The 26,901-nt window shown below is 34.4% G+C and carries 19 protein-coding genes and 4 rRNA genes; 17 read left to right on the top strand and 6 right to left on the bottom strand.

The window, feature by feature from the left end; all coding sequences use genetic code 11:
- Positions 1-23: 23 nt before the first annotated feature.
- The 3 genes from rrf (ACWJKE_RS17990) (at position 24) to ACWJKE_RS18000 (ending at position 2,924) form a co-directional block, all read left to right on the top strand.
- Positions 24-140, top strand: a 5S ribosomal RNA gene (gene rrf, locus ACWJKE_RS17990).
- Positions 141-307: 167 nt separating this feature from the next.
- On the top strand, positions 308-1,768 hold the full coding sequence (locus tag ACWJKE_RS17995; RefSeq protein ID WP_220287894.1) for an IS1182 family transposase: 1,461 nt from the start codon (positions 308-310) through the stop codon (positions 1,766-1,768).
- A gap of 247 nt (positions 1,769-2,015) precedes the next feature.
- A complete protein-coding gene (locus ACWJKE_RS18000) occupies positions 2,016-2,924 on the top strand; it encodes a L,D-transpeptidase family protein (protein ID WP_216304463.1) in 909 nt (302 codons plus the stop codon).
- A gap of 85 nt (positions 2,925-3,009) precedes the next feature.
- Here the strand turns inward: ACWJKE_RS18000 and ACWJKE_RS18005 are convergent, their stop codons facing one another.
- Entirely contained in the window at positions 3,010-3,480 is a 471-nt protein-coding gene (locus tag ACWJKE_RS18005; RefSeq protein WP_220287768.1) for a GreA/GreB family elongation factor, read from the bottom strand.
- A gap of 439 nt (positions 3,481-3,919) precedes the next feature.
- On the opposite strand from ACWJKE_RS18005, the gene glsA reads away from it, so the two are divergent.
- The 5 genes from glsA (at position 3,920) to ACWJKE_RS18030 (ending at position 10,163) form a co-directional block, all read left to right on the top strand.
- Positions 3,920-4,837, top strand: coding sequence for a glutaminase A (gene glsA, locus ACWJKE_RS18010; RefSeq protein WP_462952833.1), 918 nt, complete (start codon positions 3,920-3,922; stop codon positions 4,835-4,837).
- 87 nt (positions 4,838-4,924) lie between these two features.
- Complete coding sequence (locus ACWJKE_RS18015; RefSeq protein ID WP_462952834.1) at positions 4,925-6,334, top strand: alanine/glycine:cation symporter family protein; 1,410 nt, start codon at positions 4,925-4,927, stop codon at positions 6,332-6,334.
- 246 nt (positions 6,335-6,580) lie between these two features.
- Entirely contained in the window at positions 6,581-7,744 is a 1,164-nt protein-coding gene (locus ACWJKE_RS18020) for a class I SAM-dependent methyltransferase (RefSeq protein WP_462952835.1), read from the top strand.
- Positions 7,745-7,914: 170 nt separating this feature from the next.
- Positions 7,915-8,718 carry a pyruvate, water dikinase regulatory protein gene (locus tag ACWJKE_RS18025; RefSeq protein ID WP_216304469.1) on the top strand — a complete coding sequence of 268 codons (804 nt, stop codon included), beginning with the start codon at positions 7,915-7,917 and terminating at the stop codon, positions 8,716-8,718.
- A gap of 497 nt (positions 8,719-9,215) precedes the next feature.
- A complete protein-coding gene (locus ACWJKE_RS18030; RefSeq protein ID WP_216304470.1) occupies positions 9,216-10,163 on the top strand; it encodes an L-lactate dehydrogenase in 948 nt (315 codons plus the stop codon).
- Positions 10,164-10,565: 402 nt separating this feature from the next.
- Here the strand turns inward: ACWJKE_RS18030 and ACWJKE_RS18035 are convergent, their stop codons facing one another.
- Together ACWJKE_RS18035 and ACWJKE_RS18040 are read right to left on the bottom strand one after the other, a co-directional pair.
- Positions 10,566-11,384, bottom strand: a complete 819-nt coding sequence (locus tag ACWJKE_RS18035; RefSeq protein WP_253198320.1) for an IS3 family transposase — start codon at positions 11,382-11,384, stop codon at positions 10,566-10,568.
- Positions 11,385-11,458: 74 nt separating this feature from the next.
- Complete coding sequence (locus ACWJKE_RS18040; RefSeq protein WP_258280590.1) at positions 11,459-12,142, bottom strand: helix-turn-helix domain-containing protein; 684 nt, start codon at positions 12,140-12,142, stop codon at positions 11,459-11,461.
- A gap of 114 nt (positions 12,143-12,256) precedes the next feature.
- On the opposite strand from ACWJKE_RS18040, the gene ACWJKE_RS18045 reads away from it, so the two are divergent.
- Complete coding sequence (locus tag ACWJKE_RS18045; protein WP_462958831.1) at positions 12,257-12,793, top strand: transposase; 537 nt, start codon at positions 12,257-12,259, stop codon at positions 12,791-12,793.
- A 5-nt stretch (positions 12,794-12,798) separates the two neighbouring features.
- A complete protein-coding gene (locus ACWJKE_RS18050; RefSeq protein WP_462959355.1) occupies positions 12,799-13,629 on the top strand; it encodes an IS3 family transposase in 831 nt (276 codons plus the stop codon).
- 149 nt (positions 13,630-13,778) lie between these two features.
- Here ACWJKE_RS18050 and ACWJKE_RS18055 read toward each other — a convergent pair whose 3' ends face one another.
- Entirely contained in the window at positions 13,779-14,852 is a 1,074-nt protein-coding gene (locus ACWJKE_RS18055; RefSeq protein ID WP_216304472.1) for a tetratricopeptide repeat-containing glycosyltransferase family 2 protein, read from the bottom strand.
- A 229-nt stretch (positions 14,853-15,081) separates the two neighbouring features.
- Here ACWJKE_RS18055 and ACWJKE_RS18060 point away from each other — a divergent pair, with 229 nt between their 5' ends.
- Together ACWJKE_RS18060 and ACWJKE_RS18065 are read left to right on the top strand one after the other, a co-directional pair.
- Complete coding sequence (locus ACWJKE_RS18060) at positions 15,082-16,476, top strand: glycosyltransferase (protein ID WP_462959064.1); 1,395 nt, start codon at positions 15,082-15,084, stop codon at positions 16,474-16,476.
- 258 nt (positions 16,477-16,734) lie between these two features.
- Positions 16,735-16,917, top strand: a complete 183-nt coding sequence (locus ACWJKE_RS18065) for a hypothetical protein (RefSeq protein ID WP_165414411.1) — start codon at positions 16,735-16,737, stop codon at positions 16,915-16,917.
- Positions 16,918-17,076: 159 nt separating this feature from the next.
- Here the strand turns inward: ACWJKE_RS18065 and ACWJKE_RS18070 are convergent, their stop codons facing one another.
- On the bottom strand, positions 17,077-18,939 hold the full coding sequence (locus ACWJKE_RS18070) for a beta-N-acetylhexosaminidase (RefSeq protein WP_462953669.1): 1,863 nt from the start codon (positions 18,937-18,939) through the stop codon (positions 17,077-17,079).
- Between the two features lie 966 nt (positions 18,940-19,905).
- On the opposite strand from ACWJKE_RS18070, the gene ACWJKE_RS18075 reads away from it, so the two are divergent.
- The 3 genes from ACWJKE_RS18075 (at position 19,906) to rrf (ACWJKE_RS18085) (ending at position 24,874) form a co-directional block, all read left to right on the top strand.
- A 16S ribosomal RNA gene (locus ACWJKE_RS18075) occupies positions 19,906-21,423 on the top strand.
- 292 nt (positions 21,424-21,715) lie between these two features.
- Positions 21,716-24,641: ribosomal RNA gene (locus ACWJKE_RS18080) — 23S ribosomal RNA — on the top strand.
- Positions 24,642-24,757: 116 nt separating this feature from the next.
- Positions 24,758-24,874, top strand: a 5S ribosomal RNA gene (gene rrf, locus ACWJKE_RS18085).
- Together the 16S, 23S and 5S rRNA genes form the textbook arrangement of a ribosomal RNA operon.
- Positions 24,875-25,036: 162 nt before the next feature.
- Here the strand turns inward: rrf (ACWJKE_RS18085) and ACWJKE_RS18090 are convergent.
- Positions 25,037-25,144, bottom strand: coding sequence for a hypothetical protein (locus tag ACWJKE_RS18090; protein WP_216301808.1), 108 nt, complete (start codon positions 25,142-25,144; stop codon positions 25,037-25,039).
- A gap of 272 nt (positions 25,145-25,416) precedes the next feature.
- Between ACWJKE_RS18090 and pdxS the strand changes: the two genes are divergently transcribed.
- Positions 25,417-26,286: a pyridoxal 5'-phosphate synthase lyase subunit PdxS gene (gene pdxS, locus ACWJKE_RS18095; RefSeq protein WP_216301614.1), complete on the top strand. Its 870-nt coding sequence runs from the start codon at positions 25,417-25,419 to the stop codon at positions 26,284-26,286.
- Between the two features lie 2 nt (positions 26,287-26,288).
- Positions 26,289-26,876, top strand: coding sequence for a pyridoxal 5'-phosphate synthase glutaminase subunit PdxT (gene pdxT, locus ACWJKE_RS18100; protein ID WP_216301615.1), 588 nt, complete (start codon positions 26,289-26,291; stop codon positions 26,874-26,876).
- The last annotated feature ends 25 nt before the right edge of the window (positions 26,877-26,901 follow it).

Genomic DNA, 26,901 nt, shown 5'->3' on the forward strand with positions numbered 1-26,901 from the left:
TCAGAGAATATTTATATTCTCAATCTGGTGATTATGGCATGAAGGTAACACCCGTTCCCATACCGAACACGAAGGTTAAGCTTCAATGCGCCGATGGTACTGCAGGGGTGACCTTGTGGAAGAGTAGGTTGTCGCCAGGTAAGAAAAAACCGCTAAGTTTAACGAGGCCACTGAAAAACTATATAAAAAAATCGTCATCTAATTAAAGATGGCGATTTTTTTATATAAAAGACTAAAAAACAAAAAGGAATTTTAAAAGATATGTCGAATTAGTATAGTAGAATAAAATAAAAGGGGCTAAACTATTATGCTAAAAGGACAATTGGAAATAAAAATAAATACATACCATAGCTTATATTCGTTAATTATTCCGAAAGATAACATTTTAAAGCAAATTAATGACCTTGTTGACTTTTCATTTGTTTATGACGAATTGATGATTAACTATAGTTCATCTATGGGTAGAGGTGCTATTAACCCCATAATGCTATTTAAATATTTACTTTTGAAAGTAATATATGAATTGTCTGATGAAGATGTTGTTGAAAGAACTCTTTATGACATGTCCTTTAAATATTTTCTAAATTTAGCCCCAGAAGAAACAAATTTAATAAACTCAAGTACACTAACTAAATTTAGAAAGCTTCGCCTTAAAGACATGAATTTATTGGATTTATTAATAAACAAGACTGTAGAACTTGCTATAAAAGAGGGAGTTTTAAAAAGTAAAGCAATAATAGTTGATGCTACGCATACCAAGTCACGTTATAACCAAAAGTCAGCAAGCGAGGAATTATTGAAACGTGCAAAAAACTTAAGAAAAACATTGTACGGAGTACATCCTGGTATTAAAGAAGAGTTACCTAATAAAGTTACAACTGGAGTACTTGAAGATATTCTTGAGTACTGCAAATTATTAATTGATACCATAAACGAGAAGCCAGAAACTGCAGCAAATCCAGCTGTGAAAACTAAATTAAACTACTTAATGGAAGCTATTAATGATGACTTAGAAAATCTAAAAATATCAAAAGATGAGGATGCAAAAGTGGGGCATAAAACTGAGGATAGTTCTTTTTTTGGATATAAATCACACCTTGCTATGAGTGAAGAACGTTTAATTACAGCAGCTGTTATTACAACTGGCGAAAAAAGTGATGGAAAGGAGCTCATAACCTTAATAGAAAAAAGCCGTGAGGCTGGTATAGATGTAAATGAAGTAATTGGAGATACAGCTTATTCTGAAAAGAAAAACCTAGAATATACAAAAGAAAATAAAATTGCATTAATTTCAAGACTAAATCCTGTAATTTCACAAGGAATGCGAAAAAAAGAAGATGAATTTGAGTTTAATAAAGATGCTGGTTTATTTGTATGTCCGGCAGGTCATATGGCTATTAAAAAAGCAAAACAGGGAAAGAAGAATGTTGGTAAAAATCAAGTGCTAACCTACTATTTTAATGTAGAAAAGTGTAAAAATTGTGTTCATAAAGATGGGTGTTATAAAGAAGGCGCTAAATCTAAAACTTATTCAGTTTCAATAAAGTCAAATACTCACAAAGATCAAATAGAGTTCGAAAAAAGTGAATATTTTAAAAAACGAGCTAGGGAACGTTATATGATAGAGGCTAAAAACAGTGAACTTAAGCACCAACATAGCTATGATGTAGCAATATCGTCAGGCTTAATTAGCATGCAAATGCAAGGTGCATTATCAATCTTCACTGTGAATCTAAAGAGAATAATTAAGTTGAAAAGCATGAAATAGGGCTTTTAAAACTTAATTATAAAATAAAAAGCATGAGATATCCAAAATATGGACATCTCATGCTTTTTCTATTCAAGCTTGAAAACTCTACTAAATAAAGAGTGCTTTTTTCAGCGGCCTCAGTTTAACTTAGTGGTTTTTATTTGGTTAAATACAATTACATTTTTGGATTTTAGTGACACTTTAATTTTAGGAGAATATACTATAGGGACAAGATCCATACTTCTAAAAAAAAGGGGTATTCAGTATGAATAAAAGATATCTATCAGGTATTGTCTTTATAGTTGTGGTTATGATAAGTGGATGTACTTTAGCGAATAAATCGGAGGCTGCGGTGAAATTGCCTCCTAGTGACGCAAAAATATATCAAACTAACGTTAGAGTATCTCAAAATACTATACAAAAAGAAAATGTACAAAATAACAGTATTAAACTTTTAGCTCAAAAAAAACAACAGCCAATTGCTCAAATAATATTTAAGCAAGGAAATAAGGGCAGTAAAGTTAAGGAAATACAGCAAAAGCTTAATAAATTTGGTTATAAACTTTATGCAGATGGAGACTTCGGACGATTAACCTATTATGCGGTTATAGACTTTCAAATGAGAAATAAGCTAATCAAAGATGGCATAGTAGGTAATTTAACACTAAAGAAACTTAATATGAAACCAACTTCACAGTCTATGTATAAACCACCAGTAATACAAAAATATACACCTAAAGTTTCAGTTTCAAACAATTCGTTAGAAAAAACTATAAACAGTAAGAACATTTATAGTTCAACTGCTTATTTTATATGGATTGATTTATCTCACCAAAGGGTAAATATATTCAAAGGGTCTAACAGAAAATGGAATCTTGTTAGATCAATGGTTTGTTCTTCAGGAAAATCAAGAACACCAACAGTTAAAGGTAATTTTACCGTTGGAATTAAAGGAAGCTACTTTATTTCAGATGGAGGCGCTAGGTGTAAATATTATACTCAAATAAGAGGTAACTATTTATTCCACAGCGTACTATACGATAGAAAGGGTAATTATGTTATAGATAACACCCTTGGAGTTCCTGTATCTCACGGATGTGTAAGGTTAGCTTTAAAAGATGCTAAATTTATATATGATAATATTCCAGCTAGAACTGCTATTTGGAGCAAATAAAAAGTAAGTTATAAAAGGATATATACTCGAAAATAAGAATTCCATTTGGTATTCTTATTTTTATTGTATGCTACAATGTGTTAAGTTATTCTTTAGTTATGCTTAATAGCTCTATTTTATAATTTCCATCAGGAGATGCTACTTCTACTATAGTTCCTACTGTTTTTCCGAATAATACCATTCCTATTGGTGACTCAATACTAAACTTGCCATTTAATATATCCACTTGTAATGTTGTTACAAGTTCTATTTCTTCGATATCATCGCTACCTTCAAATTTTATCATTAATTTATCACTTATATTTGCCCCTTTAGTATTATAAATAACATCATCTATAACTTCAGCGGTTCTAATCATTTTTATTAAATATCCCATTCTTCTGTAGTTTTCGTACATATTTGTTTTGGCAGCTTTATATTCAGCATTTTCACTTCTATCACCGTGAGCAGCAGCTATCATTTTTTCATGTGCAATTTCCATGGTTAAAGGACCTTTACGATAATCAAATTCTTTTTGAAGATCTTCAAGATCTTTTTTAGTAAGCTTATTATTCATTTTAGCACCTTCTTTTATCTTTTTTACAGATTGTTTACTATATAATTTAATAGTACATTTATAATTCAATTTCTTAAAAAATCTGGAGTATTACTTGTATATTTTACTATTGAACTTGCCGTTTTTCAACTTTTTTCAGTAAGTACTGTTATTCTTCCATCCACATGACCACCAATGATCATAAGTTAATGATAGCATTAATAACTCCATCTAAGTCTATAAGGTATTTTATTGTGGGCATTTATGTAAACATTTACAAATAAAAAGCACCTCCGAAACAAATCTTCATGATTATTATAAATATGTAGAAATATGTTTAAAGTTTTTTATCCAAATCTTGAGAATAATAGAGTATAATAAAAGAAGTCATTGTAAGTAATATAAATAAAAAAATATTAAATATGAAGATGAGAAAAACAACTTAAAGAGGGGGTTGTAAATGCAATCAATATTAAGAACAGCAATTGAAAACAGTAAAAAAATTACGAAAGATGGACAAGTAGCAACGTATATTCCTGAACTTGCAAAGGGGGATAGAGATGCTCTTGGAGCATGTATATTTGACATATGCGGTAATATTATTGTAGAAGGTGACTACCTAACAAAGTTCACTATTCAAAGTGTATCAAAGGTGGTAATCCTTATATGTGCTCTTATTGATAATGGAAAGGATGTAGTTTTTTCTAAAGTAGGTAAGGAACCTTCAGCGGACCCATTTAATTCATTGGTTAAGTTAGAAATGAAGGAGACACATAAACCATCAAATCCGTTTATAAATGCAGGTGCAATAGTTTGTACATCCCTTGTGGAAGGAGATAATGGGATAGAAAAATTCAGTAAAATTCACAATATGATGAAAAAATTAGCAAATAATAATGACATTGAGGTGAATTATTCAGTTTATAACTCTGAAAAATTAACTGGGAATACAAACAGAGCTATTGCTTACTATCTAAAGGGAGCAGGCATAATTGAAAAGGATGTAGAAGACGTATTAGACGCATACTTTAAATGCTGCTCAGTTGAGGTAGTTGTTGAGGATGTAGCAAGAATGGCATCAGTAATTGCAAACAATGGAGTAGCACCATGGTCAAATGAACGGTTAATTCCAGAGTACATCAATAAAATAGTTAAGGCTATTATGATGACCTGTGGATTATACGACAGATCCGGAGAATTTTGTATTGAGGTTGGTGTTCCTGCTAAAAGCGGAGTAGGGGGATGTATTATGGCTGTTGTTCCAAACCGTATGGGAATAGCAGTTGTAGGGCCAGCACTTGATAATTACGGAAATAGTATTGCTGGAACGAGAGTTCTAGAAGAACTTTCTAAAGAACTCAATCTAAGTATCTTCTGAATTTTGTAATAAAATACATAATAAGGTATGGTGTAGAAAAAAATTATTATATTTCAGTATTTAAATTATTAGAAGGAGTGTGACAAAATGTTAAATTTATTAAATTCTATTGTAACATCAGTTAATAACATACTTTGGTCTTACGTGCTCATAATTTTACTTATAAGTATTGGAGCATATTTTACTATTCATCTTAAGTTTCCACAGTTTAGATTTTTCTCTCATACATTTAAACTTCTTAGGAATGGTAGAAAAACCTCAGATGGCGAGGAAGGTGTGGCGGTATCATCGTTTCAGGCATTCTGTATAAGTGTTGCTTCTCATGTTGGTACTGGAAATCTTGCGGGGGTTGCGATAGCCGTAACAGTTGGAGGTCCAGGAGCAGTTTTCTGGATGTGGGTTATAGCTCTTTTAGGTGCAGGCTCAAGCTTTGTTGAAAATACATTAGCACAGATTTATAAAGTAAAGGGTGAAAACGGATACAAGGGTGGCCCTGCATACTATATGGAAAAAGCGCTTGGCAAACGAAAACTTGGTATAGTATTCTCAGTACTTATAACTATATCCTTTGGACTTGTATTTAATTCGGTTCAGGCAAATACTGTAACATTAGCTTTTGAAGGAGCTTTTGGTATTACAAGATTCTGGGGGGGCATGATCCTGGTAGGACTTACTGCTTTAGTTATATTTGGTGGCGTTAAGAGGATAGCAAAAGTTGCAGAGATTCTAGTGCCAGTTATGGCTGTAGCCTATGTATTTGTTGCATTCTTTGTAATTTTCAAAAATATAGCTCAAGTTCCAGCTGTATTTAAAATGATTTTTCAAGGTGCTTTTGGTTTAAAGCAATTTACAGGCGGTGGAATTGGTGCAGCGATTATGATGGGTATTAAAAGAGGACTATTCTCAAATGAAGCAGGTATGGGAAGTGCTCCAAATGCAGCAGCTACAGCAGATGTAAGTCATCCTGTTAAACAGGGTATTGTGCAAGTATTTGGGGTTTTCCTAGATACTATAGTAATATGTAGTGCAACAGCATTTATCGTTTTGGTTTCTGGCGAACATTTAAACGAAGGACTTACAGGAATAGAACTGACACAAGCAGCATTAACATCGCAGGTAGGTGAATGGGGGAACATATTTATAGCTGTATGCATTTTCATGTTTGCGTGGAGTTCTATAATTGGAAACTATTATTATGGTGAATCAAATATTGAGTTTATGAATGGAAATAAAATATGGCTTACTACTTTTAGAGTAGGTGTACTTGGTATGGTATTTTGGGGATCAATGTCTTCAATAAGTATTGTATGGAATATGGCAGATTTATTTATGGGAGCAATGGCACTCATAAATCTTGTTGTTATTTTCAAATTAAGTAAGGTGCTTCCAAAGGTAATTAAGGATTATGCAATTCAGATTAAACAAGGCAAAGATCCAGTATTTCATGCGGATTCTATTGATGGACTTACCAATACTGAGTGTTGGAATAAGGATTAGTAGGGAATTCTAATAGCATATTTTAAATCGGTTATTGAACAGGCCATATACGGTGTATATTTTAGTATATGGTCTGTTTTTATATATTATAAAAAAAATTCTTTATAAATATTAGGGAAGCAAGATTTTTCATATCATAAATTTTATTGGAATTATTTTTAAAAGTGTTAGAATTAATTAACTTGGTATATAATGATATTATTAGATAGAAAAGTAGTTTTAAAATAAATTATAAGGTGTGTTGACATGGAAGAGTTAAGAAGCGCGATTAATGAAATATTAAAGCAAGATATTTTAAAATTAGTTATTAGTAATAAAATGAATAAAGATGTACAGTATAATAAAATAACATTCGTATTGAAAGAAGATGATGTAAAGCAATATTATCAAATAGAAAAAAACACCGATAAGCAAGCTTTCCATGAGAATATTACTATAGATGTTTTAGGAGAAAAAATACTAGAATATGTATCAGCGAGTTATAAACAAGTAGATGCTTGGTCAAATACAATTACATTTGATTTGAAAATATCTAAAAAAGGTAAAATTCATTTAGGGAAGAAAAAAAGTGATAATGTAAAAATTGCTAATAAAGGACATAACAAAGAAAAAAATTATATTCTTAAAGAGGGTATGATAATAGAGCCTCTTATAGATTTAGGCATTTTTACAAAAGAAGGCAGGGTTGTTAATTCAAAATATGATAAGTATAAGCAAATAAATAAGTTTGTTGAAATTATTGATGATGAAATTAAGAAGAATGATTTTAAAGAACTTACTATATTAGATTTTGGATGTGGAAAATCTTACTTAACATTTGTATTATATTATTACTTTGTTGAAATCAAAAAAATCAATGTGAAAATGATAGGACTTGATCTTAAGGAGGATGTAATTAAAGAATGTAATGACATATCTACAAGATACAATTATGAAAACTTACATTTTGAGCTAGGGGATATAAATGGATTTAAATATGATAATAAAGTTGATATGGTAATTACATTACATGCGTGCGATACAGCTACTGATTATGCTTTATATAATGCGATAAAGTGGAATAGTAATATGATTTTCTCTGTTCCTTGCTGCCAGCATGAATTCAATAGCCAAATTAAAACAGAGTCATTATCGATACTAACAAAGTATGGAATAGTACAAGAAAGGGTTTCAGCGCTTATGACAGATTCAGTAAGAGCAAATCTTTTAGAAAGCGTCGGATATAAAAGTCAGCTTCTAGAATTTATAGATATATCACACTCTCCTAAAAACATATTAATTAGAGCTTCAAAAGCTAATATATCTAAGGATAAAAAAGAAAAAGCATTATCTGAAGTTAATGTTTTAATGAACCAATTTAATTTAAATTCAACATTATTTAATTTATTAAAAAAAGATAATTTAATTTAAATTATATCGATTAATATGGATAACATAATGATAGCTTAATCAATCTAATTTAAATTCAACATTCTTTAATTTGTTTTAAAAATATAATTTTAATTTAGTTTTTATATTAAGAGACGATAAGCTAGAGTGCTGAAAAAAATATATAAAAAGAGAGTAGATGAGATGAAAAAATGTTAACAATATATGCGGTATCGGATTCAATAGGAGAAACAGCGGAACTTGTGGCTAAATCAGTAGCGAGTCAGTTTCCAGATAGTGTAATAGTGAAAAAAACACCACATATTAAAACAGCTGAGGATGTTAATTATTTTATTAGCAAAATAGATAGGGATTCAAAAGTAATGATTATTTCTACTATTATTATGGTAGATGTAAAAGAATTTTTAGTACAAAGATGTGTAGAAAAAGGAATATTTGTATCGAATGTTTTAGGACCAGGGATAGGACTAGCTTCTAAGTTATTAAATAAACAGCCAGAATACATTCCAGGAGCAATATGGAAAATGGATAAGGATTATTATAAAAGAATAGAAGCTATGGAGTTTGCTATGCAATATGATGATAGCCGGGATTATGATGGGATAAAACATGCAGACGTAGTGCTTATTGGTGTTTCAAGAACTTCAAAAACCCCATTGTGTATGTATTTAGCTAATAAAGGAATTAAAGCTATAAATATACCGTTAGTACCTGAAGTGCCTGTTCCAGAAGAACTATATAACATCCCTGGAAGGAAGATCATAGGGCTTAAAATAAATCCCTTTGAGCTTATCGAAATAAGAAAAAATAGAATGGGTAAATTCAATGGACTTAATGCCAACTTTCAATATGCGAATGATTCAAGAATATTAGATGAGTTAGATTATGCAGAAAAAATAATGAAAAAAACAAGGTGTTTAACAATTGATGTTACTAAAAGAGCTATAGAAGATACGGCTTTAATTATTATGAAAAGTATAGGGTATGATCAATAGTGTTTTTAATGTTTTTTAATAATAGTAATATTTTTAAATAAATGCTTTGCTGTGGAACAATTTTACTTAAAATAAAAAAAATGTATTTCGTGTGTGAATTTTATGATACATTAATAGTATAATAAAAAATATAAACTTAAATGTTAAAAGGGAGTAGCTGCCTATATTGGTGATAAAGTCAACATACTGACCTTTTGGTCTGGCTTTATCGTGGCTGAGTTCAGTCAAGTGAGATTTTTAACACAATGGTTTTATCGTTGTATGTAAGGTCTTTTTTAGTATAATCGTTTATGCTAAAGGAGATTTTAAGCAGGATAGAATTTCAGTGTGTTGAAAGTCTTTTTTATTTATATATTTTAATTTAAAGGGAGGGCATCAAACGGCGATATTTATTAAAGCATTATTACTTACTTAATCGATGTCCATTTCAGAAACAATATTATTAGCTATTAATTATTATATAGTATATAATGGTAACAAAGAAAGGAAGTTTTTGTATGAGGACAAGAGGAAATAAAATATCTATAATTGGAGCAGGTTTTGTAGGTTCTACTACAGCATTTGCTTTAATGACTGGAGGATTAGCATCTGAAATTGTAATTGTAGATATAAATAAGGAAAAAGCTGAGGGCGAGGCAATGGATTTATCACATGGAGCTTCCTTCGTAAGGCCTATTGAAATAACGTCTGGAGAGTATTCAGACACAAAGGATTCAGATATAGTAATTATTACAGCTGGAATTGGTCAAAAGCCAGGAGAAACAAGGCTTACCTGTATTTCGAAAAATTTAAAAATATTTCAAAGTATAGTTCCGGAAGTTGTAAAATTCAGTCCCAATTCTATATTATTGGTAGTGTCAAACCCCGTGGATGTATTGACTTATATAACCTATAAGCTTTCAGGATTTCCAAGCAATAGAGTAATTGGGTCGGGGACGGTTCTTGATACTTCGAGATTTAAATACCTGCTTAGTCAGCATTTTGAAATTGACGCTAGAAATATACATACCTATATAATGGGTGAACATGGGGATTCAGAAATTGCTACTTGGAGTTTAACTAGTATTGCGGGTATGAATGTTGATGAGTACTGTGATATGTGTCCTAAAAAATGTGGTGGAGAGATGAAGTTTGATATATATAAGGAAGTAAAAGAAGCAGCCTATACTATTATTAAAAAAAAGGGTGCAACATATTATGCTGTTGCCCTAGCCATAAAAAGAATAGTTGAAGCAATATTAAGCAATGAGAACTCTATTCTTACAGTATCATCTCTGCTAAAGGGTGAATATGGAATCCAGGACATTTATATGGGAGTTCCAACAATTTTAGGTAGAGAAGGGGTAAAAAAAATACTACAAGTCAAACTCAATGAGGATGAAACAGATAAACTTTTGGAATCTTCAAAGGTGCTGAAGACAGTTATAAAAGATTCCAAAATATAAAGTTGAGGCATTCGAAATAAAATAACAAGTAGAAAATTGCCGAATTTCATTTTAGAATAATTAAATAGGATTATGAATATAAAAAGAATCTTTTCTGAATAGTTAAGATTTTTTTTGTTCAAATTTTTAACGTAACCCATCTCCTATAACACTTTTAGGCATAATATTATTCTCATTTGAACAAATATTAAGCCAACTATTACCCATTATAAATGTGCCAGTGCCGATAGGAACATAACTGATGTTACTTATTTTATAATCTTCTTGAATTATAGAATTGTTGCCAGAACTATAAAATAATTTTGATAAAGGGAACCCATATTGAACTGCCCCCTGTCAAGTAGACAGTGGAAATAATTAAAGATTTTATGTAAGGCGTCTATCATTTGGTAGGCGCTTTATTTATGCTGCATTACCTAATAGATACCGCTGATATTCCATTGGTGTCATGCACTTTAAACGTTTTTGATAACGTCTATTATTATAATATTCTATATAGTCTTCAATCGATTTCTTTAAGCTTTCATAGTCTTCAAATTTATGAAGATAATACATTTCTGTTTTTAAGATTCCCCAAAATCCTTCCATTGGACCATTATCAATACAATGCCCAACCCTCGACATGCTCTGTATCATTCCAGCTTTTTTTAGTTTTTCTTTAAATATTTTTGAAGTATACTGGAAACCTCGGTCACTATGAAATATTGGTTTAGCATCAGGGTATACTTTAACAGCAAGATTAAAGGTTTGATAAACCAATTGGTTATTATTAGAATGACCAATGACATATGAAACAATACTTCTATCACCTAAATCAAATATTGCACTTAGATAAGCCTTTTGTCCACTTCTCCCATATTTAAACTCGGTTACATCTGTAAGCCATTTTTTATTGACTTGTTCTGCTTTAAAATTTCTATCCAAAATATTTTCTGCAGTAACTTCAGGAGTTGACTTAATATAATTATATCTTTTTTTTCTGCATACGGATTTTAATCCTAATATCTGCATCAGACGATAAATTCGTTTATAATTAACTTTTTTATTATATTCTCTACGGATTTTAATCGTCATCTGGCGATAGCCTAAGATACCGTCTTTTTCCTCATATAACTCACAAATAAGCTTTAATAATTCTTCGTTTTTCAATACTCGGTTACTTTTTTCTCTGTGTAGCCATTTATAATATGCAGAATGGCTAACGCCGCCTATAATGCACAACTCAGTTATAGGAAATTTATCTTTGTTAGATAATTCTTGGATTGCAAGATAAGTATCTTCGTATCTAGCTTCGCTTAATATCGCCTTCTTTCTATCTCTTGGATTTTTTTTAGAAGAGCATTCTCCATCCGTAATCTTCTATTTTGTGCTTCTAAAAGCTTGTATTGAGCTTTTAGCTTTTCATCTTCTGTCATTAACTCTTCAGCCTTTGGCTTTCCACGTCGGTCCAAAAGCCCTTCAATACCAAACTGATTATACTTCTTCATCCAGGTATAAATCTGAGGATAAGATACCTTATATTTTTCAACAGTTTTATTATAACTGTTATTGTTTTCAATACAGTACTTTATGATTTCAATGCGTTCAATATAAGAAGTTTTGCGTCCTTTGGTCATGATTATTTTTCCTCCTGTTCCAGAAGATTTTATGTTTTCATGACCATTATACTTCTTTATCCAATTGCATAAAACTGTATTTGACGAAATATGATACTTAATGCATAAATCATTCAGTGAGCCATGCCCATCAAGATATTCTTTTACAATGTTAATCTTGATTTTGGCAGTATAAGAAGTATTTTTGCTAGAATGTTTTAACCCAGCTTCACCTTCTGATTTATATCGTATTACCCATTTTTGAAAAGAACTCTTATGTACTTGAAGTTTGTTGCATAAACTTAACATACTAGCTTTTCCATTTAAATATGATGTTACAGCCTTAATTTTTTGTTGGTCTGATATAGTTGATTTTCTTCCCATAAAAAAATAGCCCTCCTTATAGTAAACAGTTTTATTATTTTAACTGTCTACCATGAACTGCTCCCCTTTTATTGGACAAAGTATTATAATTGTTTATATAAGGGGTGATTTTTTTTGAAAGTAAAATACACACTTGAAAAGCGTTTAGAAATACTTGATGAATGGAAGAAAGCTAATAATGGCTCACGCAATGCTCTAGCAAGAAAATATGATGTCGCTCCCCAAACAATACGAGGATGGGAAAAAATTCAGGAGTTACATGGCGACGATGCACTTATACCTCGTAATGGAAAACGGAATAAATATACAGGTGACTTTCGAATAAAGGTTGCAGAAGAATTAATAAATAGTGGTCTTTCAAAACATGAGATATGTTCTAAATATAATCTTAATGAATCTTTAGTTCTTAGATGGAAAAAACTCTATATTGAAAATGGCAAAGAATTTTTAGCTATAGATCATCGTGGCCGAAAAAAAGGAGAACCTATAAAGAATATAATCAGCACTTGTAAAAACTTAAAACTAAGCGATTTACAAACAAAAACGGAGAAGGCTCTTTACAATGAAAACGAGCGTCTTCGTGCGGAGCTAGATTACACAAAAAAATTGAATGCCTTAATTCAATCCAGGCAAACACCAAAGAAAAGGTAACAGTAATCTATGAATTAAGGCATAAATACACAATCACGCTGCTTTTAGATATAGCACAAATTCCACACAGTGTTTACTATTATTATATAAAACGAATGAACAGACTAGATAAGTATAAAAAAATAAAGCAAAAGATTATAGAACTCTTTGATAAAAATAAAAAAACATATGGTTACAGACGTATTACAGCGGAGTTACACAAACTCGGATATATAATTAATCATAAGACGGTACTAAAATTAATGAATTCTCTGGGACTGTTTTGTTGTGTAAGAATGAAGAAATATAACTCTTATAAGGGTGATGTTGGGAAAATCGCACCTAACATATTAAACAGGAATTTTAAAGCGGACAAACCTAATCAGAAATGGGTAACGGATATCAGTGAAATTTCATTTTGTGGGCAAAAAACATACGTATCAGTAATTCTGGATTTATATAATCGTGAAATTATTAGTTATGATCTTAATGACCATGCAAATATGATGCAAATTAATCATACATTGGAAGAGGCTTTTAGAAAAATACCCGATAACACGAGACTTATTTTGCATTCGGATCAGGGATGGCAATATCAACAAAAATCATATCGAAATAAATTAATAGCAAAAGGAATTCAACAAAGTATGTCACGTAAAGCAACCTGTCATGATAATGCAGTAGTAGAAAACTTTTTTAGTATTTTAAAAACTGAGCTATTGTATATAAGGGAATTTACATCAATGGAAGAAATAAAGATGGAATTAATCGATTATATCAAATACTATAACAATGATCGAATCAAACAAAGTTTGAATTGGTTAAGTCCAGTTAATTATAGAAAATCAGTAGCGTAAAAGGACCAGCAGTTACATTAAACTACTAGTCCCATACATGAAATATTTTGTTCAAATATTTTGTTCAACTTTTAGGGTTCAATTCACCATAAGGGGAGCATATCATATAATGTTACCTCAATTTTGGGATATATTTTAAAGGTAATAATTTATATAGCAGTACTTTCAAAATAATCTCTATTTGAAAGTACCGCTGGAGAATCAGGCTTATATTCAGCCGCTTTATTATTATATTTAATTGACTCTGCTCTACTTCCTAACCTGTCATAACAAACACATAGTTGTAAATTGGGTATATATCCCCAATAATCATGAGATATAAAGCCCCAACTATTAACTGGCTTATTAAGTTCTGATGCGAGCTTATACCAAAAAATAGCCTTGTTATAATCGGAAATCTCAAAATAGTAGGTTCCTATAGTACAGCATATTTCAGCTCTTGGAGTATCATATTCAAAGCTTCTAAGTAGTATTTTTAGCATGGCTTTTTTATCACCTATAATGTTATAACAGTTAGAAAGATCAAAGCAGGCACTTATATTATCCTCTACCCAGCCCTTTTCTGTGTCTAAAAATTCATTGAAATATTTTATTGCTTCTTCAAAAAATCCATTTTGATGTAATTCCCTGGAATAATAGAAGAGTCCTCTTGGTGTTAAAGATTGCCCATCTGACAGCAATTTTTTATAAATAGATATATTTCTACCTTGTACTGCGGCATGTTCTTTTCTATGTGTTATGCAAACATCGGCGTTTATAATATTTCCTCCCATTACTAGGCATTCATGAACAGGTTCTGTCCATTTACAATTATTTATTCTTTTTGACAAGCGTTCTCTAAAATATGATAAGGTAACTGTTCCATTTTCATCAAAGCCTACGTTATACATCATCATAACATTATCTACATCTAGAGTTAAGCTTTGCTTAAGTTGTTTAAATTTTTTTATATCTTCTTCGAGAATGATATCATCAGCGTCTAGCCAAAGAATATAATCCATTTTTGCTTTAGAAAAAGAAAAATTTCTAGCAGCAGAGAAATCATCAATCCACTGGAAATTAAAAAAATCATCTGTATATTCTTGTGCAATTTTTTTTGTGTTATCTGTGGAGCCAGTGTCAACTATTATTATTTCGTCAACAATATCCTTAATACAGTCAAGACACCTACCTAAAACATCTTCCTCATTTTTTACAATCATACATAAACTAATAGTTACCATATAAGATATAAGCCTCCTAAAACAAATTTACAGTATATAATATGCTGTGGGTTGGAATAGGGAGCATATTTAAAAATAAATTATAAAATGTAACTAAGGTTATGAAAATCATTTCTAAGGCCATTAGGATGAATTTATAAATAGGATAGGTACATTTTTTAATAATAAGCGTAATATGTAATTGAAGCATAATTTGCTGTGACTAAGTGATCGAGGAAGGGATAAAGTAATGATTGAGAATAGGAAAACTTCAATAATAATTTTAACTTACAACAATCTTATTTACAATCACAAATGCGTTGATAGCATAAGGAAATACACTAAAGAGAATACCTACGAAATAATTGTTGTAGATAATAATTCTACTGATGGGACAAGAGAATGGCTTAAAGACCAGAAGGATATAAAATCTATTTTAAATGATGAAAATGTAGGTTTTCCAAAGGGCTGTAATATTGGAATAGCTGCATCAGGCAAAGAAAATGATATTTTGTTTTTGAATAATGATACGGTAGTTACTCCAAGGTGGCTTGATAATCTTAAAATATGTCTTTACAGTGATGATAAAGTTGGAGCAACTTCATCTATAACTAATAATTGTTCTAATTATCAGTCTGTAAGTGTGCCTTATAGTGATGTTAAAGATATGATTCCATTCGCTGAGGCTAATAATGTTTCAAACCCCGAGAAATGGGAGGGGAAAGTAAGGCTTGTGGCATTTTGCATGCTTATAAGGAGAGATGTTCTTAACAAGATTGGCGTTATGGATGAGCAATTTTCACCTGGAAATTTTGAAGATGATGATTTATGCATGAGAATTATAGAATTGGGATATAAGATGATGCTTTGTAATGACAGCTTCATACACCATTTTGGCAGTTCATCTTTTAATAAAGATTATACTGAATTTAATAATGTACTAACGATAAATCGTAAAAAAATTGAGGATAAGTGGGGGTTTAACTCTAACGTAGGCAGCACATTAAAATTTGACATAATACAGCGTATAGATGAGCCAAAAGAAAATGGTCTAAATATTCTTGAGTTTGACTGTGGGCTAGGTGCTACACTACTTAAGTTGAAATATATGTACCCTAACGCTGATATATATGGTATAGAGACAAATGAGCATGTAGCGAGGCTAGGTGGAAAAATTCTAGAGTTAATAACTGATGATTTTGAAGAAAATTATAGCATGAACTTTAAAAAAGACAAGACAAATTTTTTTGATTATATAATTCTTGGCAATAGACTTCAACTAAGTAAAGACCCTTGGACATTACTAAATGAAATAAAAAAATTTTTGAAGCCTGGGGGATATATAATTGCGACTATTCCTAACTTAATGCATCATTCAGTTATAAAAGAGTTATTAAGAGGAAGCTTTATGTACAGCGGAAATTCTATTTTAAATAGAAATAATAATAAGTTTTTTACTTTAACAGATATATGCAAAATATTCGATGAGTGTGGGTATAGTAATCCATATATATTTCATTATCGTACTGAATTAACACCGGAAGATGATCAGCTATTAAATAATATTTGTGGTATTGTTGGTAAAGATATGAAAGAGTATTTCTTATCTTACGAGTATGTAGCTAAATATCAAAAAAATGTATAGTGTGCAGAGATTGACAACTATGTTGGCAGTCTCTATTTTTTAGCAAGGAGAAAATTGGCATAGTGTAATTGTTAGACTTTTTTCGTTTATAGAAATATTTATGACTATCTGAGGCTAAGCTAGTTTATTTTTGTTGCAAATTGTCGTATGGTGTATAATGATTAATGTAAACAAAACTGGATATAATTACAAAAATAAATATTAAAGATTATCAGGTGGCAAAATTAAATACCAAGTGGTTAAAGGAAGGTAGTAAAAATGTATAAACATGAAATATTATTTCAAGATTATTTAGAACTAAAAAGTAAAGAATCAAAAGATTGTATTATGGGTTTTCAAGAATACAATGAGCCTGGGAAAGATATAGAAATTAAAGTTAATTTAATAAATGGCGACTGGTTAAGGGTTTATTATAATGATAGCGATATAGATTGGTGTTAAAAAATAATGTAGCTATTATATTAGAGTCAGTTGTTTGTAAACAGTCTGAAACATAAAAATAATCCTCCCAATTTGGGAGGATTATTTTTATGTTAAGATAAACCAAAGAAATACCTTAATTTTTTTATAGATAACATAACTTATTAGCAAGCTACCTTATTAGCAAGCTACCAAGCATATTCCCCTTAAGTATCTACAAGTATAAACTATGATTTCTCTAATTCTATATAGTTCACTTTCCTTATTTCGTGCCCTCCAGATTTTTGCATAATCACAGAACCATACTTCGAGATTTTCTGCGAGATCCATTGGACTAAATACTGTATCTACATCATTTTTAGAATACTCATTCTTCAAAAGATTTAGGAAAAAGCTATTCACAAGTTGTATTGCCCTTGCTGAAACAATAAATTCTTGCAGATCAAAGGTGTTTATGCACACTTTTTTAGACAATGTAGTAAACTTATTTTCTATTTCACAAGCTATGTCATAACCAGCTAAAATCTTTTTCCAATCAAGCTCGCTGAAACTTTCTTTAATATCTGAATTTTTACTATGATTTTCTTTCCATTCGACTAGTTCATACCAGCCTACGATCTGCTCCTTGGATAATTTATTAAGTAGAGACACGAGTTCAAGTGAGTCATCACCATACTCTATTAAGGACAACGCTTTAAATACATTTTCAAACTCTTTCTCGCCATCTGGGTTCCATGATAAGGACGCTCCGTATGCCATGCCTGGAATTGAGCTACTTAAAAAATTTATATGACCAAAATCTCCCCAGTCAGTATTGAGAACGCCTGTTGCACCATATTTAACACCATAGGCTACCATTCTTTTAATATTCTCAAAACCCTTATCGACTTTGTTCACTAGTTGATTCCATCCCCATACACCTGGGCACACGTACTGCTCCATACCTGACTCAGTTATTGCTTTTGTGCCATCCTCTTTGGCATTTTCGTTATAGTCCCAATTAAGACATATGGCATCCTTACTTATATTATTTAAAAGTTCAGGATGATGTAAAATCACATCCCCCCAGAACATAACCTTCTTGCCTTTTTTCTTGACTATATCTATTACTTTGTTCAAAAATTCAACATACAACATTCCAACCCCAACTTCATCGGCTTTGGCTTTACTTTTACCCTTTCCTAAATCAAAGGTTTCATCACAGCATATATTGAATGTGTCTGAGCTAAATAGCGGTATATATTGCATTAGCATTTCTTCAACTAGTTTTATGCTACCTTCATTAGTTGCATCCAGTGTGTGTGAAACCATTCTATGACCAAAAGAGTACTCGCCTCCCTCACTGTTTTCTAGCTCACACAATTCATTGAAGGACTTTGACCTAAGCACCTCATACATATGCCCGAAGGTAGACAAGGATGGGATTAATTCAACATGCCTTTTTTTGCAATATTGGTCAAGTATTAATATTTCCTCCGCTGTTAGTGGATCTTTGTCCATCCATATTTCACTCATGCCTTTAAATGCAAAAGTATGTTCTATATACAATTGCAACTGATTAATTTTATAAAAAGCTGCCCTGTCAACTAGTTCCATAAGCATTTCAAGTGTTGGTACCTTGCCTCTTGTAACATCATGATAGAACCCACGGTTAGTAAAATATGGCTCGTCTTCAATTTTGAGATTTGGAAGTAAAGTTCCATTTTGCCTAATAATTTGTCTAAATGTCTGTACTCCATAAAATATGCCTATGGAAGTAGCAGCACATATTTCGATGCAGGTTCCACCAATAATTAAGGTGTAAGCCTCTTTTGGACCTGATACTTTTTTAAATCTAATTACGGTTTTATCATTATGGCAATCAAAGGCCTTATTTATTACTAATTTGAAGCCTAATTGTTGCTGAATTTCATCTTGTAATACAATCGCGGCATTTAAGTCATCAAAATCACATTGGTAATCTAAGACTATCTCCGTATCACGTCTAAGTTGCAATGTACCTTTATTTAGTTCTAATTGTTTTGGACTTGGTATTAAAAACATATTGTACACTCCCTAAATTTTGTTTGATTAGAATCCGGGTTACTAGCCCTTAACTAGGGTAATAAATCCCGATTTTACTGAGTATTATAGAGAAAAATATCTATAAAATAAAAGCATCCATTTTATAATAGTTTTGCGATAAACTTTATATAAAAAGATGCTAATAAAATGAACAAAAAATATTTTAAATCAAACTCTTACCTACTTCTCTACGCTATACCATATTGGAGAAGAAATCAATAGACTTATAGATAATAAAAAAATTACCAAAAGCAATTAATAACAAGGATACGGTTTCAAGCCATAGTCTAAGACTTAGAAGTGTTTATATTAACATTTGTGTAAAAATAAACTACATATATAGTAAAAGCGTATATGTTAACTTTCTACATTATATGTGTCTATTATAAATGCATCTTGTTAAAAGAAATAAAAAATGTGTTATCAATATATAAAACGGTAAGATATTATATATTGATACTAATAGAGTTGATTTTGAAATGTATTGATAATACTTAGCCATGTGTATCTGGATGCGAAATATTGAATTATTTAGACTTACATGTAGAAAAATGAATATAATCTAGCTAGAGTACCTATATTGTGAAATTATGACCTTATTTATATGATAGAATACTCCTTGTCGTCACAAACGAGTGGCACGATAAGCTAACTGTTGATAACTATTTAGTATGTTTTCAAATGAAAATAAATTAAAAAAATGTTGACAAAACAAGAAATACCTAGTAATATAGTAGAAGTCGTCACATGATGACAAAGCGAATTGGTCTTTGAAAATTAAACAGAGAAATAGGTAAAGATAGCGAAATAATATTTCGTTAAACCAGTTAATTACTTTAGTATAAAGTAAAATTTAGTCGTAAGACTAAAAGTATGTAATGAGCTTGCGTAACAACTTAACAGTTGTCGCAGATTAATCATTTCAACTAAAAAAGTGTAAACTTTTAAATTGAGAGTTTGATCCTGGCTCAGGACGAACGCTGGCGGCGTGCCTAACACATGCAAGTCGAGCGATGAAACCTTTCGGGGTGGATTAGCGGCGGACGGGTGAGTAACACGTGGGTAACCTGCCTCAAAGAGGGGAATAGCCTCCCGAAAGGGAGATTAATACCGCATAATATGTTTTGGTCGCATGATCGAAACATCAAAGGATTTTTCTTCGGAAAATTCCACTTTGAGATGGACCCGCGGCGCATTAGCTAGTTGGTGAGGTAACGGCTCACCAAGGCGACGATGCGTAGCCGACCTGAGAGGGTGATCGGCCACATTGGAACTGAGACACGGTCCAGACTCCTACGGGAGGCAGCAGTGGGGAATATTGCGCAATGGGGGAAACCCTGACGCAGCAACGCCGCGTGAATGATGAAGGCCTTCGGGTTGTAAAGTTCTGTCTTCTGGGACGATAATGACGGTACCAGAGGAGGAAGCCACGGCTAACTACGTGCCAGCAGCCGCGGTAATACGTAGGTGGCAAGCGTTGTCCGGATTTACTGGGCGTAAAGGATGCGTAGGCGGACATTTAAGTCAGATGTGAAATACCCGAGCTTAACTTGGGTGCTGCATTTGAAACTGGGTGTCTAGAGTGCAGGAGAGGTAAGTGGAATTCCTAGTGTAGCGGTGAAATGCGTAGAGATTAGGAAGAACACCAGTGGCGAAGGCGACTTACTGGACTGTAACTGACGCTGAGGCATGAAAGCGTGGGGAGCAAACAGGATTAGATACCCTGGTAGTCCACGCCGTAAACGATGAATACTAGGTGTCGGGGGTCGAACCTCGGTGCCGCCGTTAACACATTAAGTATTCCGCCTGGGGAGTACGATCGCAAGATTAAAACTCAAAGGAATTGACGGGGGCCCGCACAAGCAGCGGAGCATGTGGTTTAATTCGAAGCAACGCGAAGAACCTTACCTAGACTTGACATCCCCTGCATAACCCAGAGATGGGCGAAGTCCTTCGGGACAGGGTGACAGGTGGTGCATGGTTGTCGTCAGCTCGTGTCGTGAGATGTTGGGTTAAGTCCCGCAACGAGCGCAACCCTTATCATTAGTTGCTACCATTAAGTTGAGCACTCTAGTGAGACTGCCCGGGTTAACCGGGAGGAAGGTGGGGATGACGTCAAATCATCATGCCCCTTATGTCTAGGGCTACACACGTGCTACAATGGTGAGTACAAAGAGATGCAAGACCGCAAGGTGGAGCCAAACTCAAAAACTCATCCCAGTTCGGATTGTAGGCTGCAACTCGCCTACATGAAGCCGGAGTTGCTAGTAATCGCGAATCAGCATGTCGCGGTGAATACGTTCCCGGGCCTTGTACACACCGCCCGTCACACCATGAGAGTTGGTAACACCCGAAGTCCGTGAGGTAACCGTAAGGAGCCAGCGGCCGAAGGTGGGATTGATGATTGGGGTGAAGTCGTAACAAGGTAGCCGTAGGAGAACCTGCGGCTGGATCACCTCCTTTCTAGGGAGTAGATGTATTGACTTCGGTCGATGCAATAGAAGAATATTAATTTGTTCTTCAAAAATATCTATTGTAATTAATCGTACCTAGTTCTCTGTTTAATTTTGAGAGACTAATTTTATCTAACTCTTAGGAGTTAGATAATGAATAGTTTTTCTTAAAATGTTCTTTGAAAATTGCACAGTGAAAAAAGTTGTTTTAAAAAAATTAAAACTACGCAAGTAGTTTATAAATTAATTTAATACAATTTCGCAAAATTAATATAATCGTCTATGTAAATAGACAGAATCAAGGTCAAGCTACAAAGGGCGCATGGCGAATGCCTTGGCACTAGGAGCCGAAGAAGGACGCGTTAAGCTGCGATAAGCTTTGGGTAGGCGCAAATAGCCTGTGATCCAAAGATTTCCGAATGGGGGAACCCACATAGTAACAACTATGTACTGCATACTGAATAAATAGGTATGCAGAGGTAGACCCGGGGAACTGAAACATCTAAGTACCCGGAGGAAGAGAAAGAAACATCGATTTCCTAAGTAGCGGCGAGCGAAAGGGAAAGAGCCCAAACCCAGGTCTTTGATCTGGGGGTTGAGGATAGATCATAAATACTGCAATTCCTTAATTGAAGATAGCTGGAAAGCTGCTCCGCAGAAGGTAATAGGCCTGTAAATGAAAAGGAAAAACAGTCAGATCTAATCCAGAGTACCACGAGACACGTGAAACCTTGTGGGAAGCTGGGAGGACCACCTCCCAAGGCTAAATACTACCTAGTGACCGATAGTGAAGAAGTACCGTGAGGGAAAGGTGAAAAGAACCCCGGAAGGGGAGTGAAATAGAACCTGAAACCGTGTGCCTACAACCGGTCGAAGCACTTTATATGTGTGACGGCGTGCTTTTTGTAGAACGAGCCAACGAGTTACGATATGTAGCAAGGTTAAGTACTTAAGGTACGGAGCCGAAGGGAAACCAAGTCTGAATAGGGCGCATAGTTGCATGTCGTAGACCCGAAACCGGGTGACCTATCCATGGCCAGGATGAAGCGGAAGTAAAATTCCGTGGAGGTCCGAACCACGTTGGTGTTGAAAAACCATGGGATGAGCTGTGGATAGCGGAGAAATTCCAATCGAACTCGGAGATAGCTGGTTCTCCTCGAAATAGCTTTAGGGCTAGCGTCGATTAATTGAGTAATGGAGGTAGAGCACTGAATGGGCTAGGGGCTGACAACAGTTACTGAACCCTATCAAACTCCGAATGCCATATACTTTTATTTCGGCAGTCAGACTGCGAATGATAAGATCCGTAGTCAAAAGGGAAACAGCCCAGACCATCAGCTAAGGTCCCAAAGTGTAAGTTAAGTGGAAAAGGATGTGGGATTTCTAAGACAACTAGGATGTTGGCTCAGAAGCAGCCACTCATTTAAAGAGTGCGTAATAGCTCACTAGTCAAGAGATCCTGCGCCGAAGATGTCCGGGGCTAAAACTTACCACCGAAGCTATGGGTGTACACAATTGTGTACGCGGTAGAGGAGCTTTCTGTACTGGCTGAAGTCATACCGTAAGGAGTGGTGGACGGTACAGAAGTGAGAATGTTGGCATGAGTAGCGAGAGTTAAGTGAGAATCTTAACGGTCGAAAACCTAAGGTTTCCTGAGGAAGGCTCGTCCTCTCAGGGTTAGTCGGGACCTAAGCCGAGGCCGAAAGGCGTAGGTGATGGACAATCGGTTGATATTCCGATACCACCAATGGACGTTATTAGAAATGGGATGACGCAGGAGGATAAGATGTGCACACTATTGGATGTGTGTCTAAGCATTTAGGCGGAGCAAGCAGGCAAATCCGTTTGCTCTTAACGCTGAGATGTGATGGGGAAGGGAATTTATTCCTGAAGTATCTGATTCCACGCTGCCAAGAAAAGTCTCTATCGAGGATATTGGTGCCCGTACCGCAAACCGACACAGGTAGGTGAGGAGAGAATCCTAAGACCATCGGAAGAATTGTTGTTAAGGAACTCGGCAAATTGACCCCGTAACTTCGGGAGAAGGGGTGCCTACGTAAGTAGGTCGCAGAGAATAGGCCCAAGCAACTGTTTAGCAAAAACACAGGTCTCTGCTAAAGCGAAAGCTGATGTATAGGGGCTGACGCCTGCCCGGTGCTGGAAGGTTAAGGGGATTACTTAGCGCAAGCGAAGGTATGAACTTAAGCCCCAGTAAACGGCGGCCGTAACTATAACGGTCCTAAGGTAGCGAAATTCCTTGTCGGGTAAGTTCCGACCCGCACGAATGGCGTAATGATTTGGGCACTGTCTCAACAACACATCCGGCGAAATTGTAGTGCAAGTGAAGATGCTTGCTACCCGCGATTGGACGGAAAGACCCCGTAGAGCTTTACTGTAGCTTAGCATTGAATTTCGGTATTGTCTGTACAGGATAGGTGGGAGACTGAGAAACATGGGCGTCAGCCTGTGTGGAGTCATCCTTGGGATACCACCCTGACAGTACTGAGGTTCTAACTGGAGGCCATGAATCTGGTCACAGGACATTGTTAGGTGGGCAGTTTGACTGGGGCGGTCGCCTCCAAAAAAGTAACGGAGGCGCCCAAAGGTTCCCTCAGCGCGGTTGGAAATCGCGCGAAGAGTGCAAAGGCAGAAGGGAGCCTGACTGCGACACTTACAAGTGGAGCAGGGACGAAAGTCGGGCTTAGTGATCCGGTGGTACCTCGTGGGAGGGCCATCGCTCAACGGATAAAAGCTACCTCGGGGATAACAGGCTGATCTCCCCCAAGAGTCCACATCGACGGGGAGGTTTGGCACCTCGATGTCGGCTCGTCGCATCCTGGGGCTGAAGTAGGTCCCAAGGGTTGGGCTGTTCGCCCATTAAAGCGGCACGCGAGCTGGGTTCAGAACGTCGTGAGACAGTTCGGTCCCTATCCGTCGCGGGCGTAGGAAATTTGAAGGGAGCTGTCCTTAGTACGAGAGGACCGGGATGGACAAACCTCTGGTGCACCAGTTGTCACGCCAGTGGCATCGCTGGGTAGCTATGTTTGGAAGGGATAAACGCTGAAAGCATCTAAGCGTGAAGCCCACCCTGAGATGAGATTTCCCATAACTCGCACGTAAGTGCGATGTTAGTAAGACTCCTGGAAGACCACCAGGTTGATAGGTTAGAGGTGTAAGCATGGTAACATGTTCAGCTGACTAATACTAATAAGTCGAGGGCTTGACCTAAATATATAATTAAAAGTAATGCGAAATACTTCTTTCGTAAGAAAGAAGCGAGGCTTTGAGCGTGAGCGAAAAGACTAATTCACTGTGCAATTTTCAGAGAATATTTATATTCTCAATCTGGTGATTATGGCATGAAGGTAACACCCGTTCCCATACCGAACACGAAGGTTAAGCTTCAATGCGCCGATGGTACTGCAGGGGTGACCTTGTGGAAGAGTAGGTTGTCGCCAGGTAAGAAAAAACCACTAAGTTTAACTTAGTGGTTTTTATTTTGGTGAAATATATTATAAGGTGATTGTCAGTCAGCTTATAATATAACAAGTGAAGACACTAATAAAAGGAGCTTGACCGAAAATGGTTAAGCTCCTTCTATTAGTGCGCCAGGTACGGGGCAATTAGCTTCTTCTATTAATATCACTAAATAAAGCATTTAGTGAAGCCGTATCAATATTCGCAGAAATACCAACCCTAAAATACCTTTGTCCATTGTATTCTATTTGTATATAAGTGGAAGTTTATTGCCGGGATGGTAACTATATTTTTATCTATTTCAACATTTTGATAGTAAAGTGAATTTATACTGGACCAACACTACAACTCATAATATGAGCTCCCCTTGTTTAATTTATTTAATGATTATTTGCCATTAGTAAAATAGTTTAATGTAAAGCTTTTTTTATTTACCGCTTAGACTATAAGTGTATCCATACACTATCATATGCTATATACATATGGTATACTTTTACTATTAAATAAATTTTTGGGAGGTTATTCTATGGAAAGATATGAAATTAATAAAAATTTAGCTCAAATGCTAAAGGGCGGAGTAATAATGGACGTTGTGAATGTGGAACAGGCAATAATTGCAGAAAAGGCAGGGGCTTGTGCGGTAATGGCACTAGAGAGAGTACCATCAGATATTAGAAAAGAGGGTGGTGTGGCTAGAATGTCTGACCCTAGAATGATTAAAGAAATAAAGGCAGCCGTTTCTATTCCAGTAATGGCTAAAGGTAGGATAGGACATTTTGTTGAGGCACAAATTTTGCAGGAAATAGGGGTAGATTTTATAGATGAAAGTGAAGTTTTGACTCCAGCAGATGAGCAGTATCATATAAATAAATGGAATTTTAAAGTTCCTTATGTTTGTGGAGCAAGAAATTTAGGAGAGGCACTAAGAAGGATTGGAGAAGGTGCTGCAATGATAAGAACAAAAGGTGAAGCAGGCACAGGAAATGTAGTAGAAGCTGTCAGGCACATGAGATGTATAATGGATGAAATTAGAAAAGTGAAAAATGCTCCAAAAGAAGAGCTAATGACAATTGCTAAAGACTTTGGTGCCCCAATTAATTTAATTGAATATGTATGGGAAAATGGTAAACTTCCAGTAGTAAATTTCGCTGCAGGTGGAATAGCAACGCCAGCTGATGCAGCACTCATGATGCAACTTGGGGCAGAAGGAGTTTTTGTTGGTTCAGCAATATTTAAAGCGGAAAATCCACAGGCTGTAGCAAAAGCTATAGTTTTAGCAACTACATACTATAATGATCCAAAAGTTATAGCAGAAGTTTCTGAAAACCTTGGAGAAGCAATGAGTGGCCTAGAAATAAGTGAGATTAAAGAGAAGTTTTCAGAAAGAGGATGGTAAAATTGAGAATTGGAGTTTTATCACTTCAGGGTGGTGTAATAGAACATATAAATCATATTAATAAGCTTGGTCATGAAGCTGCAGAGATTAAGAAAATTGAGGATATCAAAGATATACAAGGGATCATTTTACCAGGTGGGGAAAGTACAACGATAGGGAAAATTTTAAAGGAAAGAAATATGATTATGCCTTTAAGAGAAAAAATACTCTCAGGATTACCTGTGTGGGGAACTTGTGCTGGTATGATACTACTTGCTAAATACATTGAGGGAACAGACAATGAATATCTTAAAATTATGGATATAAAAGTAAAAAGAAATGCCTACGGAAGCCAAATCGATAGCTTTAAAAGGAGTGTTGTAATCGATAAGATTTCAAGTGAGCCATTGCCACTAGTTTTTATTCGAGGTCCATTAATTACAGAAGTTTCGAGCGATGTTAAAATAATATGTACTCTTGATGGGAAAATTGTAGCAGCAAAACAAAATAATATGTTTGCTACGTCTTTCCATCCGGAACTTACTGATAGCTTAGAAGTTCATAAATATTTCATAAAAATGTGCAGCTCTAATAATACAAAGCTTTATTAATAAATTAATATTATTCCCATACATT

Source organism: Clostridium sp. CM036, assembly GCF_055081135.1.